Below are 14,748 nucleotides of genomic sequence, written 5' to 3'. Positions count from 1 at the left end.
GGGACAGTTATGGACATTCTTCTGGAGGCAAAAGGGCTGACAAAGCGCTTTGGGTCCTTCACCGCGGTGGACGGTATTTCCCTATCCGTTCACAAGGGCGAAGTTTTGGGTTTTTTGGGGCCAAATGGCGCCGGTAAATCCACCACCATGAAGATGCTGACCGGCTTCCTTGCACCCACGAGCGGTAGCGCGGTTGTGTGCGGTGAAGCCGTGACCACAGGAAACGTCAAGGCGCGGGCGCGCATCGGATATCTGCCTGAAGGGGCGCCGCTATATGGTGAGATGACCACCCGCGCTTTCCTGACCTTCGTGGCGGAATCGCATAAAATCCCAAAAGCTGAAATACCGGACGTGGTTGAAAGCGCCGCCAGTGCCGTACACCTCCATGGTGTGATGCAGCAGCGGATCGAGACACTTTCAAAAGGTTTCAAGCGCCGGGTTGGGTTGGCGGCGGCCATCATGCATGCACCGGATGTGCTTGTGCTTGACGAGCCCACCGATGGGCTTGACCCCAACCAGAAACATGAGGTGCGCCGTCTGATCGAGGCCATGTCGGTTGACCGGGCGATTATTATATCGACCCATATTCTTGAGGAAGTGGACGCGCTTTGCCACCGTGCCGTGATTATCAACCGCGGCCATATCGTTGCGGATGGCACACCGTCCGAGCTGCGCTCGCGTTCCAAATACCGCAATGCCGTGACAATGCTTGTGCCGCAGGCGGAAGCGGAGCGCGCGGCCTCTGCGCTGAAGCGTGTTGGCAATGTTGCCCGCATTGAAGCCGCCAGCGAAGGGGACAAGATGCGCCTGACCGTGCTCTCCAAGGGCAATGCAGATATCGCAGACTCGGTTGGTGATATCGCCGCCGTCAGCAACTGGCAGGTGAGCCAGTTCTCGGTTGACCCGGGCCGGCTCGACGATGTTTTCCGTCAGGTGACGGAAGGCGAGGGTTACACCGGTGGGCGAGGAGCATAAGATGGGCGCGACACTCACCATATTCCGGCGCGAGTTCGCCAGCTATTTTGCAACACCTGTGGCTTATGTTTTCCTCGTGATCTACCTCGTGATGCAGGGCATGTTCACCTTCTATATCGGCCAGTTTTATGTGCGCGAGCAGGCGGACCTTGTTGCCTTCTTCAGCTACCAACCGTGGTTATATCTGTTCCTTATGCCTGCGGTGGCCATGCGGCTTTGGGCGGAAGAGCGCAAAACAGGCACGTTTGAACTATTGCTTACGCTACCCGTGCCGCTCGGTGCGGTGGTTGCAGGCAAATATCTGGCCGCCGTTGCGTTTGCAGCCGTCGCGCTTTTGCTGACAGCGCCGATCTGGATCACGGTCAACTGGCTCGGGACCCCTGATAACGGTGTGATCGCGACCGGTTATATTGGTTCGCTTCTGATGGCATCTGCGTATCTTGCGATTGGTAGCGCGCTTTCCGCCACAACCAAAAATCAGGTCGTGGCCTTCATTCTGGCGGTAACGGTGTGTTTCCTCTTCTTGGTATCCGGCCTTCCGATGGTGCTTGATGTGTTTGGTGGCTGGGCGCCTGATCCGCTTGTTGAAGCGGTGGCGAACCTTTCTTTCCTCACGCATTTTAATAACCTGCAAAAGGGCATGGTGGCGCTCTCGGATATTGTTTATTTCCTCGCGGTTATTGTGCTGTGGCTCTGGATCAACCGTATCGTGATTGAAAGCAAGAGGGAGGCGGGATAATGGCTGACGCACAGCAAAAAGATGCAGCCCGCAGAAATCCGGTCTCCGCACTGATTGCCAAACCGGCGACGCAGATTATCCTCGCTGTGCTGCTTTTCCTGTCGCTGACGGTGTTGACGGATCGTTACCTGCGCTCGCTGACGCTCGACCTCACGGAAGATAATCTCTACACGCTCTCGAGTGGCACCAAGGATGTGCTGAAAAGCATCGATGAGCCGGTCACGCTCACTTATTATTTCTCCCGCTCGCTCGCAGCACCTTATCCGCAGATCCTCAGCTACGGTAAACGTGTTGAAGATATGCTGCGCGCCTTTGCGGCGGAGAACCCCCGCAATATTCATCTCTCGGTGATTGACCCTGAACCTTTCTCGGTAGCTGAAGATGACGCTGTGGCGGCTGGGCTCAAGGGCTTGCCGCTGATGGACAGGTCGACCCTATACCTTGGCTTGACCGCGACCAATTCGCTCGATGGTGAAGCCAGCATTGGCTATTTCTCGGAAGAGCGTGAAAAATTCCTTGAGTATGACCTGATCAAGATGCTCACAGGGCTGGATGCCAACCCGCGCCCGCGGCTCGCGCTTTTGACCCAGCTTCCCATGCAGTTTGGCCCCGGTGGCCCGCAAGCCATGATGCAGGGCCGTGGTCAGCCCTATGTGGTGTATGAGCAGTTGCAGGAGTTTTTCTTTGTTGAAGACCTCGCGGCAGATTTCACTGAAATCCCGGCGGAGACAGAGCTTCTGATGCTGGTGCATCCACCAGCGCTGAGTGACGACCAGCTGTATGCCATCGACCAATTTGTGCTGAAAGGCGGCCGTGCGCTTGTGTTCCTTGACCCTCATGCTGAGGCGATGGACCCGCGCGCCATGACGGCAAATGCCTCAACCCTCGGGCCGCTTCTCGGGGCGTGGGGCGTTACCATGCCGGAAGGCAAGGTTGTGGGGGACGCGGCCCTTGCGCAGCGTGTGCAGATGGGTGGTAGCGGGCTCGATTCCGTGAAGGATTATATCTTCTGGCTTTCGGTGAGCGGTGATTTCCTCAGCGATGAAGATATTGTCACCGGCTCGATCGACAGCCTCAATTTCGCGAGCGCTGGCGTGCTTGAGCAAGCGGAAGGGGCGACAACCACGTTCCAGCCGCTGGTGACAACAAGTTCCGTGGCCATGCTCTATGATGCAGCGCGGGCCGTTGGTGTGCCTGACCCGGATGCTCTCCTCAGGGAGCTGGAGCCGACCGGCCAGGCCTATACGCTGGCCGCGCGCATAAGCGGCAAGGCGAAAACCGCCTTCCCGGAACGCGCGGCAGCAGAGGGCGCGCCAAACGCCAACCCGGCGGTAGGTGAAGGGGACATCAATATTGTTGTCGCGAGCGATAGCGACCTTTTCGACGACCGCTTCTGGGTGCAGCTTCAGGAACTTCTCGGTCAGCGCATCGTGGTGCCGCTCGCCGGTAACGGTAGTTTCATCCTGAACCTCGCGGATCATATCTCGGGCTCGGAGGCGCTCCTTGCCTTGCGCGGGCGTGGTATCTCCAAGCGGCCGTTTGAGGTGGTGGACCGCCTTCGGCGTGAGGCCGAGGCCAAATATCTGGCGGAAGAACAGCGCCTTGAAGACCAGCTCGCGGGTATGGAAGACCGGCTCGCGCAACTTGAAGCGCAAAACCCGGATGGCAGCCAGGTGGTATCACCCGAGGTGGAGGCCGAGAAAACCCGCTTCAGGGACCAGTTGCTTGAGACCAGAAAAGCCCTTCGGGAAGTGAACCGCAGCCTGCGGTCAGACATCGAAGCGCTTGGTGGCTGGCTTGCGGTCATCAATATCGTGGCTGTGCCACTTCTTGTTATCTTATTCGCGCTGGTCCGTGTATATGTGCGGCGGCGCGCGCTGGCCGAAAGCCGGGACTAACGCGAGAGCAAGAGTTTGAAAGAAAGAGTGAGTAGTTAAAGGCATGTCTGAGAGGCTGACCAACATACTGGGGTATTTGACGCTGATCGCGATTCTCGCGGCCATCTGGGTCATGTTCGGGGAAGACCCAAGCCGTGAACAGGGCGGGCGGGGTGAAGCAACCTTCTCAGGGCTTGAGACAGCTATCAACGATGCCGCCGCCGTTCGCATCACCTCAGGCGAGGTGTCGACCTTCCTCAACAAGGTTGATGGCAACTGGTATGTGATCCAGCGGGACGGCTATGCGGCAGACCGGGAAATGGTGCGTGATTTCCTGCGCGGTGCCGCGCTTTCCGAACGCCGGGAACCAAAAACGGACAACAAAGACCGCTTTCACCACCTTGGCCTCGCTGACACCGCGCTGGATATCAAGGTGCTGGACGCAGACGACAGGCCGCTCGCCGCCTTCCTGATGGGGGAGCGGAAGGATAGCGCCAATGGCCGCTCACTTACCTATATCTTTCAGGAAAGCGATACCCGCAGCTGGCTCGTGACCGGCCTCGCGGACGCGTCAGCCGACCCGGCGTGGTGGCTGGACCATAGTCTTCTCAATATCGCTGAAAGCCGGTTTGCCGAGATCGCCTACCCTGACATCACTATCGAGCGTGCGCTCGGGACACAGAAATATGCCGTTAAAGCCCTCAAGGCTGACGAGAAGGCGCAGGCCGATTGGCAGCTGCGCGACCCGGCTCGCCTGTTGTCAGAGCTGACCTTTGATGACGTGCGCAAGGTGGCCAACCCGCTCGCGGAACCTATAAAACGTGTTACGGCAAAAACCTATGACGGCCTTGTGCTCACCCTCACGCTCTATGAGATGGAAGGCAGCACATGGGCACAGGTGGCTGTGTCATACACACCGGATGAGGGCGAAGGCGGGATGATGCTGGACGCGCCTGCAGACGGTGAAGGCGAAGCCGCAACCTTGACGGAGAAGACCCACGGCTGGCTCTTTCAGTTGAGCGAGTATGACGCCGGTGTGCTGAAGCGGTCTCGTAAAGACTTCCTCGCGGAAAAGGCACCCGAATAAGCTGACCGAATAAGCCGCCCCCTTGACGGTGCGGTTAACTTTCCTAAATGAGGGACAATAATTTAATGCCATGGGCCCGGCACAAGATCGGGAAATTGGCTTTTCACCACCTATAAGCAATGAACTGAGGGTAATGATGTCTGACGTAAAAACGGAAAAAATGGGCTTTGAAGCGGAGGTTTCCCGCCTGCTCCACATGATGGTGCATTCGGTATATTCCGAGCGCGAGATTTTCTTGCGGGAGCTGATTTCAAACGCGTCTGATGCTTGCGACAAGCTGCGCTATGAAGCGCAAACCAACCCTGATCTGATGTCCGGCACCGAGTTTGGCATCGCCATCAATGTGGACGCCAAGGCCAAAACCATCACGGTGGCTGATAACGGCATCGGCATGAACCGGGAAGATCTTATCGCCAACCTTGGCACCATCGCGCGCTCAGGCACCGCCAACTTTGTTGATAAGCTGACGGGTGACAGCAAAAAAGACGTGCAGCTCATTGGTCAGTTTGGTGTGGGTTTTTATTCCGTCTTCATGATTGCCGATAAGGTTGAGGTAACAACCAAAAAAGCCGGTGAAACTGAGGCGTGGTTATGGTCAAGCGACGGGCTTGGCGCTTATGAAATCGCCCCGGCCACCAAGGAAAACGCGGGCACCGAGATTGTAATGCACGTGAAGGAAGACGCTGCCGAATTTCTTGAGCAGTACCGCCTGACCAACATCGTCAAAACCTATTCAGACCATATCGCCGTGCCCATCACACTTGCCATCAAGGGTGGTGAAGATAAGGAGGCCGAGGAAGCCAAGGTTGTCAATGAAGGCTCCGCGATCTGGACCCGCGCGAAATCTGATATCTCGGATGAGCAATATACAGAATTTTATCGGCACGTCGGCCACGCGTTTGATGAGCCGATCCACACCCTGCACTATAAAGCCGAGGGCATGCAGGAATACACTGTGCTTCTGTTTGTGCCAACCAAACAGCCGATGGACCTGTTTGACCCCGCCCGCAAGAACCGGGTGAAGCTTTATGTGAAACGTGTCTTCATCACCGATGACAGCGAAGACCTGCTGCCGGGCTGGCTCCGCTTCATGCGAGGTGTGGTGGATAGCCAGGACCTGCCGCTGAACGTCAGCCGCGAGATGCTGCAAAACAACCCAACACTCAGCCGTATGTCAAAAGCCATCACCAAAAAGGTTTTGGCAGAATTTGAAAAGATGGCCGAGAAAGACACGGACAAGTTCCTGAGCATATGGGGCGAGTTTGGCGCCGTGATCAAGGAAGGCCTCTATGAGGACTTTGAGCGCCGGGACGCGATCCTCAAGCTCGCGCGCTTCAAGTCAACCGGCGCTGATGGCTGGACCACACTCGCCGACTATGTCTCCCGCATGAAAGATAAACAAAGCGCTATCTATTATGTAACCGGCACAGATGAAGCGGCGGTCAAGCGCAGCCCACAGCTCGAAGGTTTCAAGGCCAAGGGCATCGAAGTGTTGTTGCTTTCCGACGCCGTGGATGATTTCTGGCTGCAGATGGTGACAGACTTTGAAGGCAAGCCGTTCAAGTCCATCACACGCGGCGCGAGCGAGCTCAAGGACATTGCGGGCGACGACAAGGCGGGTGAGAAAAAAGAAGCTGCCAACGAAGGCCAGATGACCACGCTCGCCACCCTGATGAAAGAAGTGCTGGGCGACAAGATCAAGGAAGTGCGTGCGTCTGACCGCTTGACGGAAACCGCCGCGTGCCTCGTGGCGGACGATAGCGGCATGGACATGCATATGGAGCGTATCCTCAAAGCCCATAAACAGCTTGATGCTATCTCGGCCAAAGTTCTCGAGGTAAACCCAACCCACCCGATGATCCGCAAGCTGGCTGAACGCGCCGCTGAAAAGGGTGCGATTGATACGCTGGCTGATGCCGTATGGCTCGTGCTTGACCAGGCTAAAATTCTTGAAGGTGACCCGCTTGACGACACCGCCGCTTTTGCGCGCCGTATGTCGAGCGTGCTGGAGAAAGGCTTGGCGTAACGCCGGCTCACGCCCCTCCAAATGCAGAAAGGCCCCGGATGCCGTCCGGGGCCTTTCCTTTTGTCCGCTGGTTTGGTGCGGGGGCTTTGCTGTGCCGCGCCGCTTGGCTGGCGTCTCTCAACTCATTACAAGGAGGCGCCTACGCCCCAACCCATCAGCAAAATGCCTGCTATTTTTTGCCGCCTTTTGGTGCAGCGGCAGGTTTGCCACTACCCGTTGGTGCCGCTTTTTTTGTAGCGGAAGTAGAAGCATTTTTAGACATTTTACCAGTGGTTGACATTTCATCTTGTCTCCAAAAAAACCTCAACAATTTGAGGCATGACAAGATGTGGTGTGGGCCAAATACCGTTCAAGCCACATTAGATTATTTCATCTGATTATCCGGGGGTTCTGGCCCCTACGGTTTTTGCGGCGGCAGCTTCTTGATCTTGATGCCGGTTACCTGATTGCGCTTGCGCGCGGTAATCTCGAACTGGAATCCGTGGAAGCGATATTTTTTGCCGACAATGGGGATGGTTTCCGCTTCATGGATGACAAGGCCCGCGATTGTTGTCGCTTCATCATCGGGCAGGTGCCAGTCCATCATGCGGTTGAGGTCCCGCAAGGATACGGTGCCTTCAACCTGCACTGTGCCGTCCGGCAGCGACCGCACACCGGGCACTTCAAAATCATGCTCGTCCGCAATATCGCCAACGATCTCTTCAAGAATATCCTCAAGGGTTACAAGCCCCTGGATAGCGCCATATTCATCCACCACAAGCGCTACGTGTGACTTGCGCTCCAGAAACGCATTGAGCTGTTCCTTGAGTGTTGTGGTCTCAGGCACAAACCAGGGTTTCACCATGATGCGGCGTACATTGAAGCGGTGCATCTGCCCACCCGCTCGGCGGATAGCGCGCAGCACGTCTTTTGCGTGTAGGATGCCGACGATGTTTTCCGGGTCGCCATCATAAACCGGCATGCGCGTATAGGGGCTGCGCACCACCTGTGTGATGATCACGTTGGGGTCGAGCTTGATATCAATGGCGTGCATGGCAGAGCGGTGCACCATCACATCCTCGATGGTGATCTCGTCCAGATCGAGGATCGAGCCCAGCATGTGGGTATCTTCCTTGACGAGGCCACCTTCCTTGCGGTGCAGGTCAATGGTGCCGCGTATTTCTTCGTGGGCCGTCAGCGCGCTTTCGATATTGGAGATATCAACACCAAAGATGCGCAGGGTCAGGCGCACGATAGAGCGCACAAGCGTTACCACCGGGGCAAACAGAGCCACAATGATCTGGATGAAAAACGCAACCTTGAGCGCCATTTTATCCGGGTTTGCTATGGCGTAGGACTTGGGCAGCACTTCCGCGAAGATGAGCACGAGCGCTGTCATCACAAGCGTTGCATACACTACCCCCTGTTCCCCCACGAGCCGCATGAGAAGGCTGGTTGCAAGGGCGGATGCCAGGATATTGACCAGATTATTGCCAAGAAGGATGGCGCCGATCAGACGCTCCTGATCCTCAATCAGCGTGGCAACGCGTTTTGCGCCTTTGCTGCCTTCCTTGGCCATATGGTGGATACGGGCGCGGCTCGCAGCCGTTAGCGCAGTTTCAGAACCTGAGAAAAAGCCGGACAGCCCCAAAAGCACAAAGATAATGCCTGTGGTGATCCAGAACTCGGTATCAAAAAGGGTGGCGGTATCGCCTGCCACGTCCATCGTTGTTTGCTCCAGTTAGGCTGAGCCTGTTGTTTGGCGTCTCGCCCTTTTATCAGGCCTTAGCCGCGAAGGGAATCTTCCAGCACATGGCGAACGAGGGTCAGATCCACCCCTTTATGGGTAGCGGCCCCGCCGATGGGGCCAAGGATGAAGACGATCTCGCCTGCGTCGACCTTTTTGTCCTGCGCCATATGGGAGATGAGCTTATCCGCATCAAGGGGCTTGTTGATTTCTGCTGCACTGACCTTGAGGCCACATGCCCGCATATGTTTTTTTGCACGCTCAAGGTCACCGGGCTCTGCAATGCCCATGCGTACACTGAGGTCGAGCGCCATTACCATGCCGATGGCAACCCCTTCGCCATGGAGAAGCGTGCCGTCATAGCCGCATTCAGCTTCCAGCGCATGACCAAAGGTATGGCCAAGGTTAAGAAGCGCCCGTTTGCCCGCCTCAAATTCGTCTTCCGCCACAATCCGTGCTTTGGCTTTACAGCTTTCTGCCACCGCATGCGCTTGCGCGTGCCGGTCACCCGCCATGACACCTTGGCAGTTCTCTTCAAGCCACGTGAAAAAATCGGGGCTGTCGATAAACCCGTATTTCACCACCTCGGCGTAGCCTGCCTGCAACTCACGCTTGGGCAAGGTATCGAGAAGGGCGAGGTCGATAATCACCTGCCGGGGCTGGTGAAATGCACCAACAAGATTTTTACCCGCTTTTGTGTTGATACCGGTTTTACCTCCCACGGAACTGTCTACCTGCGCGAGCAAGCTCGTGGGCACCTGAATGAAATTCACACCACGACGAAGCACCGCCGCCGCAAAGCCCGTGATGTCACCAATAACACCGCCGCCGAGCGCAATAAGCGTATCCTTGCGTTCAACACCCAGCGCAAGCAGTTGGTCCAGAAGCTCACCAAACTGAGCGTATGACTTGGTGGCTTCGCCTGCAGGCAAAACGATCTCACTCACCTGAATGCCAGCAGCAACAAGCGCCGCGCGTGCCGCACTGAGGTGCAGGTCAGCAACGTTGCTGTCCGTAATGATGGTGACGCGCTTTCGCCTGAGCACCGGCAAGGCAAGTTCGCCCAGCCTACCAAGTAGGCCGTCGCCGATCAGGATGTCATAGCTTCTCTCACCAAGCCCAACGGGGACGGTGTGCATCACTGAAGCATCGCTCATTGGCTGGCGTCCTTCCCGCTTTCCGCTTTTTGAAGTGCTTCCACAATACGCTCCACCACATCTTCATGGGGGCCGTCGCTTGAGGGCACCTTGATATCAGCCTGAGCATAATATGGCGCGCGCTCAGCGGCCAGTTTGCTCAAAATCTCACGGGGGTTGCCGGTCTTGAGAAGGGGACGGGTGTCGCGTCTTGCTGTGCGCTCGACAAGGATATCAATATCCGCATCGAGCCAGATCGATAGGCCCTTGTCTTTGATAAGCGCGCGTGTTTCTTCATTGATGAAGGCGCCGCCACCTGTGGCAACCACCTGTTGTTTGCCGTCCAGCAGGCGGCCAATAACCCGGCGTTCGCCCGAGCGGAAATCAGCCTCACCAAAACACTCGAAAATCTCTGCAACAGACATGCCTGCGGCTTTCTCGATCTCGTGGTCGGAATCCACAAAAGGCAAGCCTAGGCGTTTTGCAAGCCTGCGGCCAACGGTGGTTTTGCCCGCGCCCATCAAACCCACAAGCACAATGGTTCGCGTCAGCCCATGGGGCGCATGCGTGCTCACATCTGTACCGTGATTTGATTTATTCTGAGCCATGCCACGGTGTTTACACAGCCCCAGCGGCTTCGCCAATGGTTTTTGTTGAAACCAGCACCATATTTCCGCCCTAAAAAGCGCCCACGATACAGTGGGCTAGCTCAAAATAGCCGGTTCATACGCGTGGCTGGACTTGGCGGCGATGCCATCATATAACACAAACAGGAATAAAGGTTGTGTGGCCAACGGCTGGCACAGCCACAGGGTAATAAAGGGTGTTTCATGTCAAAACTGACACAGATTTTGCTGATTATCGGGGTTGTTGCCGTTGCAGGCGGCGCCGTTTTCCTCATGACATGGGATATTCCCGCCCCTTCGGAAAAAGTAAGCAAAACGCTCAGCAATGACCGCTTCCCGTCTTAATAAGCGTGAGCGCATGAAGGCGCTCTTTGCCGCTGGCCTGTTGGTTGGCGCAACATTTCATTCATCTGTGCTTTGGGCGCAGGATGAGAATGCTGACGAAGCGCAAACCGAAGCCGAGCAGCAGGCAGCCAAACAAGAGGCTGAGCGCAAGGCACGGGCGGAGCGCTACTATCTGGGTAACGCGCCTAAGCTCAAGCGCCAAACCGGCCCGGCACTGGGCCAGCCTAAAACAATCCTGCCACAGCCCTACCTGCCAAAAGGCAGTGTTGCGATACCGCCCGCACCTGCGGATGGCGTGAATGCTGACGACCCGCAAGGGCAAGCTCTTGACGCAGATGGTGTTGAGGTCGTACAGCCTGGCGCTGAGGATCTGCCTTTAGTTACAGACAGCCAGCCGCTCGGCTCAGAAGAACCAGGCGAGACTGCCGCAGACCCTGACGCCATGATCACAGAGGGTGAGCTTGATCTATTGGACCCATCCGGCATACCGGCAGGGGAGGAGACCTTCCCGCGTGACTTCTGGTCGGGCCGCAGCAGGGCTGAGGTTATCTCTGCCCTTCACCAGCTCAGCGCCCCTTCAGCCTCTGGCGCGCTCAATGATGCCGCCCGCAAGGTTGCGCTCTCAGGCTTTAGTTTGCCGAGCCCAGTAGGGGGCGATGATATCGACACCTTCATATCAGCGCGGCTTGACCTTCTAGCGGCTTATGGCGACCAGCGTGGGTATTTGACCCTGCTTGAGCGGTTGCCAAAAGATAGGGACTGGAGCGGGCTCGCACGCCACATCGCAAACGGGCATCTGCTTTCCGGGCGGATTGAAGACGCCTGTGCTTTGGCGGGCAACCAGCGCAGCGGTGATAACGACCCCTATTGGCTCAGGATCGCGGCCTTCTGCCGCGCTGTTCGGGCTGACCGGCTTGGGGTGGATTTCCAGCTTGGCATTCTCGAGGAGGTCTCTGACGTCCGGCCAACATTTTATGCCCTTCTCGACCAGATATTGATCGAGGCTGAGCAGCAGAGCGGCAGCGTGATGACAAGTGCGGGCACGTTGGGTGCAGCCCTCAAGGTTGATGTTCTTGAGGCGACAATGGCGCGACTTGCCAAAGTGCAGGTGCCGGAACTGGCGCTCGAGGACGTAAACCCGCTGGCCGTCAGCGCCATGCTGAGCATCCCGGGTGTTGCGCAGGAAGCCAGGATCACACTCATGGGTGCGGCACTAAAGGCGGGCTGGATATCGGGTGAAACCTTCGCTGATTTCGCCAAGACGCTTGATGTCAGCCTTGATGAGGCGATGGCGGCGTTTGAAATGGCGGAAACCGACGACCGTTTCGAAATCGATATGGTGCTGGCGGCAACGGCCGCGAAAACGCAGGACGCGACAGAGCGCAATGCGGCGCTCAACAGCTTGTGGATGCGTGCGCTTGCGGCAGGCACCGCCCAGAATATGGCAAGCGGTATTATGCGGCTTTCTGATGGCCCTGCGGCGCTGATGGTGCGGTCTGCGCTTCTGAGCGGTAACCGATCGGCGGCCTCGCGGGCTTTTACCGCCATTCGGGCAAATCAGGCTGGCGCCAATGCTGAGGCAGATGAAGCGCTGATGGATACATGGCCGCTGGCAGCCGCTGGCGGCATTGTCTCCGCCCCTGAGGTTACTGAGGCGCGGCTCATAAGCTGGTGGCGCAAGCAGGAAACGCGGGATGACAGGTTTGAACGCGCAAGCCTTCTGTTCACCGTTCTGGAGGGGCTCGGCAACACCATCCCTGACGCTGTGTGGGACGAGCTTGATGACAGCCCTGCGCGCTTAAGCGCGCAGGCTGTGTCTGTCGCGCAGTGGCGCAAGTTTTTGCGCGCCGCCGAAAAGAGTGACAGGCCCGGCACGCTCCTGGGCGCTTTCAGGCTGATGTCTGCGGCTCAGGTGCCGCCGTCGCTCGCGGGCTCGCTTGTGGGTACACTGCGCGAGAGCGGCTTTGAAGCTGAAGCGCATAAGCTGGCCGCTGAAATCCTTATCTCTCACGGTCTTTAGGGTGGTAGATGTCAGACGCGTCGCTCATCGACGGGTTTCTGGAAATGCTGGCGGCTGAAAAGGGCCGCGCCCGTAACAGCCTGATGGCCTACAAGCGGGACCTCGAGGATTTCTGCGAGCACTCTCAGGCCAGCTTGGGCAGCGCCTCCAGTGAAGACATTCGGAAATACCTCGATGGCCTCTATAGGCGCGGCATGAAACCGGGCACAGTTTCACGGCGGTTGTCCGCGCTCAGGCAATTTTTCCTCTTTCTTTATAGCGACGGGCTTCGTGCCGATAACCCCGCAACCAATATTGAAAGCCCGCGGCAGGCGCAGACGCTCCCAAAAGTATTATCTGAAGCAGATGTAGACCGGCTGTTGGATACAGCAGAAGCTTTGGCAGAAGGCGGTAAGGCAGAGGCGATACGCCTGCATGCGCTTGTTGAGACCCTATATGCAACGGGCTTACGCATATCAGAACTGGTTGGCTTGCCGCAGCGGGCCGTAGGGCCTGACAGTGCGATGATTATGGTGCGCGGCAAGGGCGGGCGTGAGCGCATGGTGCCGCTTGGTGGGAAAGCACGGCGGGCCCTCATGGTACATCTCGCTGCGGTGCGGGCAAAAGGGGGCGAACCCTCACCTTATCTTTTCCCATCCTCCGGCGCGGAAGGGCATTTGACCCGCAGGCGCGTCGGGCAGCTCCTCAAGGACCTCGCGGTCGCCGCTGGTGTGTCTCCGTCAAGCGTTAGCCCCCACAAGCTGAGGCATGCGTTCGCGACGCACCTTCTGGCGCATGGTGCTGACCTCAGGGCAGTGCAGCAGATGCTTGGCCATGCCGATATCTCCACCACCCAGATATACACCCATGTGCTGGAAGAAAGGCTCAAGAGCCTCGTTCTGACCAAACATCCGCTCAGTGATGGAGGGTAGAGGAATGGCGTTGGATTTTTTCGGTCGGGAAAAATGCTTGGAATCCGTAGCGTTAGACCCCATCTATGGGTGGGAAGGACAAAGCTTGACATATGACGCGTGTTCAAGGATTTTGCGCGCCTCAGTAAAAAGTGTTTTACTGTAATTATGGAACAGCCGCCAAAACATACAGGTGCTAAAGAGATGATGACGTTTCTCGAGTTTGAAAAACCGATTGCCGAGCTTGAAGGCAAAATACGCGAACTCAGAAGCTTCAGGGGTGGATCAGGAGACGTGGACCTGACAGCCGAAGTTGGTCAGCTTGAGACCAAACTTGGAAAGCTTCTCAAAGAAACCTACGCAGGTCTGACCCCTACCCAGAAGATACAAGTGGCTCGGCATCCTGAGCGCCCGCATTTTGGTGATATTGTTGACCATCTTTTTGAAGATTTCACGCCGCTCGCCGGTGACAGAGCCTTCGGTGAAGACGAAGCCCTGCTCGCGGGTCTTGCGCGCTTCCGTGGTGAAGCATGCGTGGTGATGGGCCATGAAAAGGGCAATGATACCGAGAGCCGCATCAAGCATAACTTTGGCATGGCGCGCCCAGAGGGATACCGTAAAGCCATCCGTTTGATGGAGATGGCAGACCGGTTCGGCTTGCCGGTGTTGACGCTTGTGGACACATCAGGTGCTTATCCGGGTGTAGGTGCTGAAGAACGCGGCCAAGCGGAAGCCATTGCGCGCTCAACAGATTGCTGTCTTGACCTTACTGTGCCGATTGTAACCTGCATCGTTGGTGAAGGCGGGTCTGGGGGTGCTGTGGCCATTGCGGCAGCCAACCGGGTGCTGATGATGGAGCATGCGATCTATTCGGTGATTTCTCCTGAAGGCTGCGCGTCCATTCTGTGGCGTACAAACGAAAAAGCCAATGAGGCGGCAACAGCGCTGAAGATCACAGCACAAGACCTCCTGAAACTGGGTGTTATTGATGAAGTGGTGGCTGAGCCTCTTGGCGGCGCCCATCGCGATCCGGAGCGTTCCATGAACATGCTTGGCGACGCGCTTGAGCGTTCCCTGCGCGACATGGCGGGCGTTGACGGGCATCGTCTGCGTGAGCTCAGACGTGAAAAATTCTTGGGCATGGGGTCGAAGGGGCTGTAGGCACCGCGACTCGCCGGAAAGGCTCAACTCCAGCAAGGCTCAGGCATGCGACGCATTGCTTGGGCCTTTTGCATGCTCAAGATAAAATACCATATCTAGTGGGGCTTAAACTTTCTTCCCACTTTATCTTGACGAAATTA

At 57.0% G+C, this 14,748-nt stretch carries 13 protein-coding genes; 10 read left to right on the top strand and 3 right to left on the bottom strand.

What is annotated here, in order from left to right; translation table 11 throughout:
- The first annotated feature begins 9 nt into the window (after positions 1-9).
- The 6 genes from ACN0XZ_RS14185 (at position 10) to ACN0XZ_RS14160 (ending at position 7,081) form a co-directional block, all read left to right on the top strand.
- Positions 10-975 carry an ABC transporter ATP-binding protein gene (locus ACN0XZ_RS14185; protein WP_417458445.1) on the top strand — a complete coding sequence of 322 codons (966 nt, stop codon included), beginning with the start codon at positions 10-12 and terminating at the stop codon, positions 973-975.
- A gap of 1 nt (position 976) precedes the next feature.
- Positions 977-1,714, top strand: a complete 738-nt coding sequence (locus ACN0XZ_RS14180; protein WP_417458444.1) for an ABC transporter permease — start codon at positions 977-979, stop codon at positions 1,712-1,714.
- On the top strand, positions 1,714-3,612 hold the full coding sequence (locus ACN0XZ_RS14175) for a GldG family protein (RefSeq protein WP_417458443.1): 1,899 nt from the start codon (positions 1,714-1,716) through the stop codon (positions 3,610-3,612). Before ACN0XZ_RS14180 ends, ACN0XZ_RS14175 begins: the two co-directional genes overlap by 1 nt.
- A 43-nt stretch (positions 3,613-3,655) precedes the next feature.
- Complete coding sequence (locus ACN0XZ_RS14170) at positions 3,656-4,678, top strand: DUF4340 domain-containing protein (protein WP_417458442.1); 1,023 nt, start codon at positions 3,656-3,658, stop codon at positions 4,676-4,678.
- A 136-nt stretch (positions 4,679-4,814) separates the two neighbouring features.
- The gene (gene htpG / locus ACN0XZ_RS14165; protein ID WP_417458441.1) at positions 4,815-6,704 is read left to right on the top strand and encodes a molecular chaperone HtpG; all 1,890 of its coding nucleotides are present in this window, start codon (positions 4,815-4,817) and stop codon (positions 6,702-6,704) included.
- 38 nt (positions 6,705-6,742) lie between these two features.
- Positions 6,743-7,081 (top strand): hypothetical protein, encoded by a 339-nt coding sequence (locus ACN0XZ_RS14160; RefSeq protein WP_417458440.1) that lies wholly within the window; start codon positions 6,743-6,745, stop codon positions 7,079-7,081.
- A gap of 20 nt (positions 7,082-7,101) precedes the next feature.
- Here the strand turns inward: ACN0XZ_RS14160 and ACN0XZ_RS14155 are convergent, their stop codons facing one another.
- The 3 genes from ACN0XZ_RS14155 to ACN0XZ_RS14145 are packed head-to-tail and all read right to left on the bottom strand — an operon-like array spanning position 7,102 to position 10,174.
- The gene (locus ACN0XZ_RS14155) at positions 7,102-8,409 is read right to left on the bottom strand and encodes an HlyC/CorC family transporter (RefSeq protein WP_417458439.1); all 1,308 of its coding nucleotides are present in this window, start codon (positions 8,407-8,409) and stop codon (positions 7,102-7,104) included.
- Between the two features lie 59 nt (positions 8,410-8,468).
- Entirely contained in the window at positions 8,469-9,587 is a 1,119-nt protein-coding gene (aroB, locus tag ACN0XZ_RS14150; RefSeq protein ID WP_417458438.1) for a 3-dehydroquinate synthase, read from the bottom strand.
- Positions 9,584-10,174: a shikimate kinase gene (locus tag ACN0XZ_RS14145; RefSeq protein WP_417458437.1), complete on the bottom strand. Its 591-nt coding sequence runs from the start codon at positions 10,172-10,174 to the stop codon at positions 9,584-9,586. Before ACN0XZ_RS14145 ends, aroB begins: the two co-directional genes overlap by 4 nt.
- Before the next feature lie 222 nt (positions 10,175-10,396).
- Between ACN0XZ_RS14145 and ACN0XZ_RS14140 the strand changes: the two genes are divergently transcribed.
- The 4 genes from ACN0XZ_RS14140 to ACN0XZ_RS14125 all read left to right on the top strand — a co-directional run bounded on the left by ACN0XZ_RS14140 (position 10,397) and on the right by ACN0XZ_RS14125 (position 14,608).
- Positions 10,397-10,537, top strand: coding sequence for a hypothetical protein (locus tag ACN0XZ_RS14140; RefSeq protein WP_417458436.1), 141 nt, complete (start codon positions 10,397-10,399; stop codon positions 10,535-10,537).
- Positions 10,518-12,557, top strand: a complete 2,040-nt coding sequence (locus ACN0XZ_RS14135) for a hypothetical protein (protein WP_417458435.1) — start codon at positions 10,518-10,520, stop codon at positions 12,555-12,557. The genes ACN0XZ_RS14140 and ACN0XZ_RS14135 overlap by 20 nt, the downstream gene beginning before the upstream one ends.
- A gap of 8 nt (positions 12,558-12,565) precedes the next feature.
- Entirely contained in the window at positions 12,566-13,468 is a 903-nt protein-coding gene (locus tag ACN0XZ_RS14130; RefSeq protein WP_417458434.1) for a site-specific tyrosine recombinase XerD, read from the top strand.
- A gap of 186 nt (positions 13,469-13,654) precedes the next feature.
- On the top strand, positions 13,655-14,608 hold the full coding sequence (locus ACN0XZ_RS14125; RefSeq protein ID WP_417458603.1) for an acetyl-CoA carboxylase carboxyltransferase subunit alpha: 954 nt from the start codon (positions 13,655-13,657) through the stop codon (positions 14,606-14,608).
- Positions 14,609-14,748 lie beyond the last annotated feature (140 nt).

Origin of the sequence: Kordiimonas sp. (assembly GCF_048264555.1) — a bacterium.
GTDB lineage: Bacteria > Pseudomonadota > Alphaproteobacteria > Sphingomonadales > Kordiimonadaceae > Kordiimonas.
The sequence above is the reverse complement of the archived record's forward strand: the minus strand, read 5'-3'. Positions and strand labels throughout refer to the sequence as shown.

Bases quoted from the DNA above. Each gene is read 5' to 3' on its own strand.
- ACN0XZ_RS14175 (WP_417458443.1), top strand. From the start codon at position 1,714: ATGGCTGACGCACAGCAAAAAGATGCAGCCCGCAGAAATCCGGTCTCC.
- ACN0XZ_RS14125 (WP_417458603.1), top strand. From the start codon at position 13,655: ATGACGTTTCTCGAGTTTGAAAAACCGATTGCCGAGCTTGAAGGCAAA.
- aroB (WP_417458438.1), bottom strand. From the start codon at position 9,587: ATGAGCGATGCTTCAGTGATGCACACCGTCCCCGTTGGGCTTGGTGAG.
- ACN0XZ_RS14170 (WP_417458442.1), top strand. From the start codon at position 3,656: ATGTCTGAGAGGCTGACCAACATACTGGGGTATTTGACGCTGATCGCG.
- ACN0XZ_RS14185 (WP_417458445.1), top strand. From the start codon at position 10: ATGGACATTCTTCTGGAGGCAAAAGGGCTGACAAAGCGCTTTGGGTCC.
- ACN0XZ_RS14135 (WP_417458435.1), top strand. From the start codon at position 10,518: ATGACCGCTTCCCGTCTTAATAAGCGTGAGCGCATGAAGGCGCTCTTT.
- ACN0XZ_RS14130 (WP_417458434.1), top strand. From the start codon at position 12,566: ATGTCAGACGCGTCGCTCATCGACGGGTTTCTGGAAATGCTGGCGGCT.
- ACN0XZ_RS14160 (WP_417458440.1), top strand. From the start codon at position 6,743: ATGCCGTCCGGGGCCTTTCCTTTTGTCCGCTGGTTTGGTGCGGGGGCT.
- htpG (WP_417458441.1), top strand. From the start codon at position 4,815: ATGTCTGACGTAAAAACGGAAAAAATGGGCTTTGAAGCGGAGGTTTCC.
- ACN0XZ_RS14180 (WP_417458444.1), top strand. From the start codon at position 977: ATGGGCGCGACACTCACCATATTCCGGCGCGAGTTCGCCAGCTATTTT.
- ACN0XZ_RS14155 (WP_417458439.1), bottom strand. From the start codon at position 8,409: ATGGACGTGGCAGGCGATACCGCCACCCTTTTTGATACCGAGTTCTGG.
- ACN0XZ_RS14140 (WP_417458436.1), top strand. From the start codon at position 10,397: ATGTCAAAACTGACACAGATTTTGCTGATTATCGGGGTTGTTGCCGTT.
- ACN0XZ_RS14145 (WP_417458437.1), bottom strand. From the start codon at position 10,174: ATGGCTCAGAATAAATCAAATCACGGTACAGATGTGAGCACGCATGCG.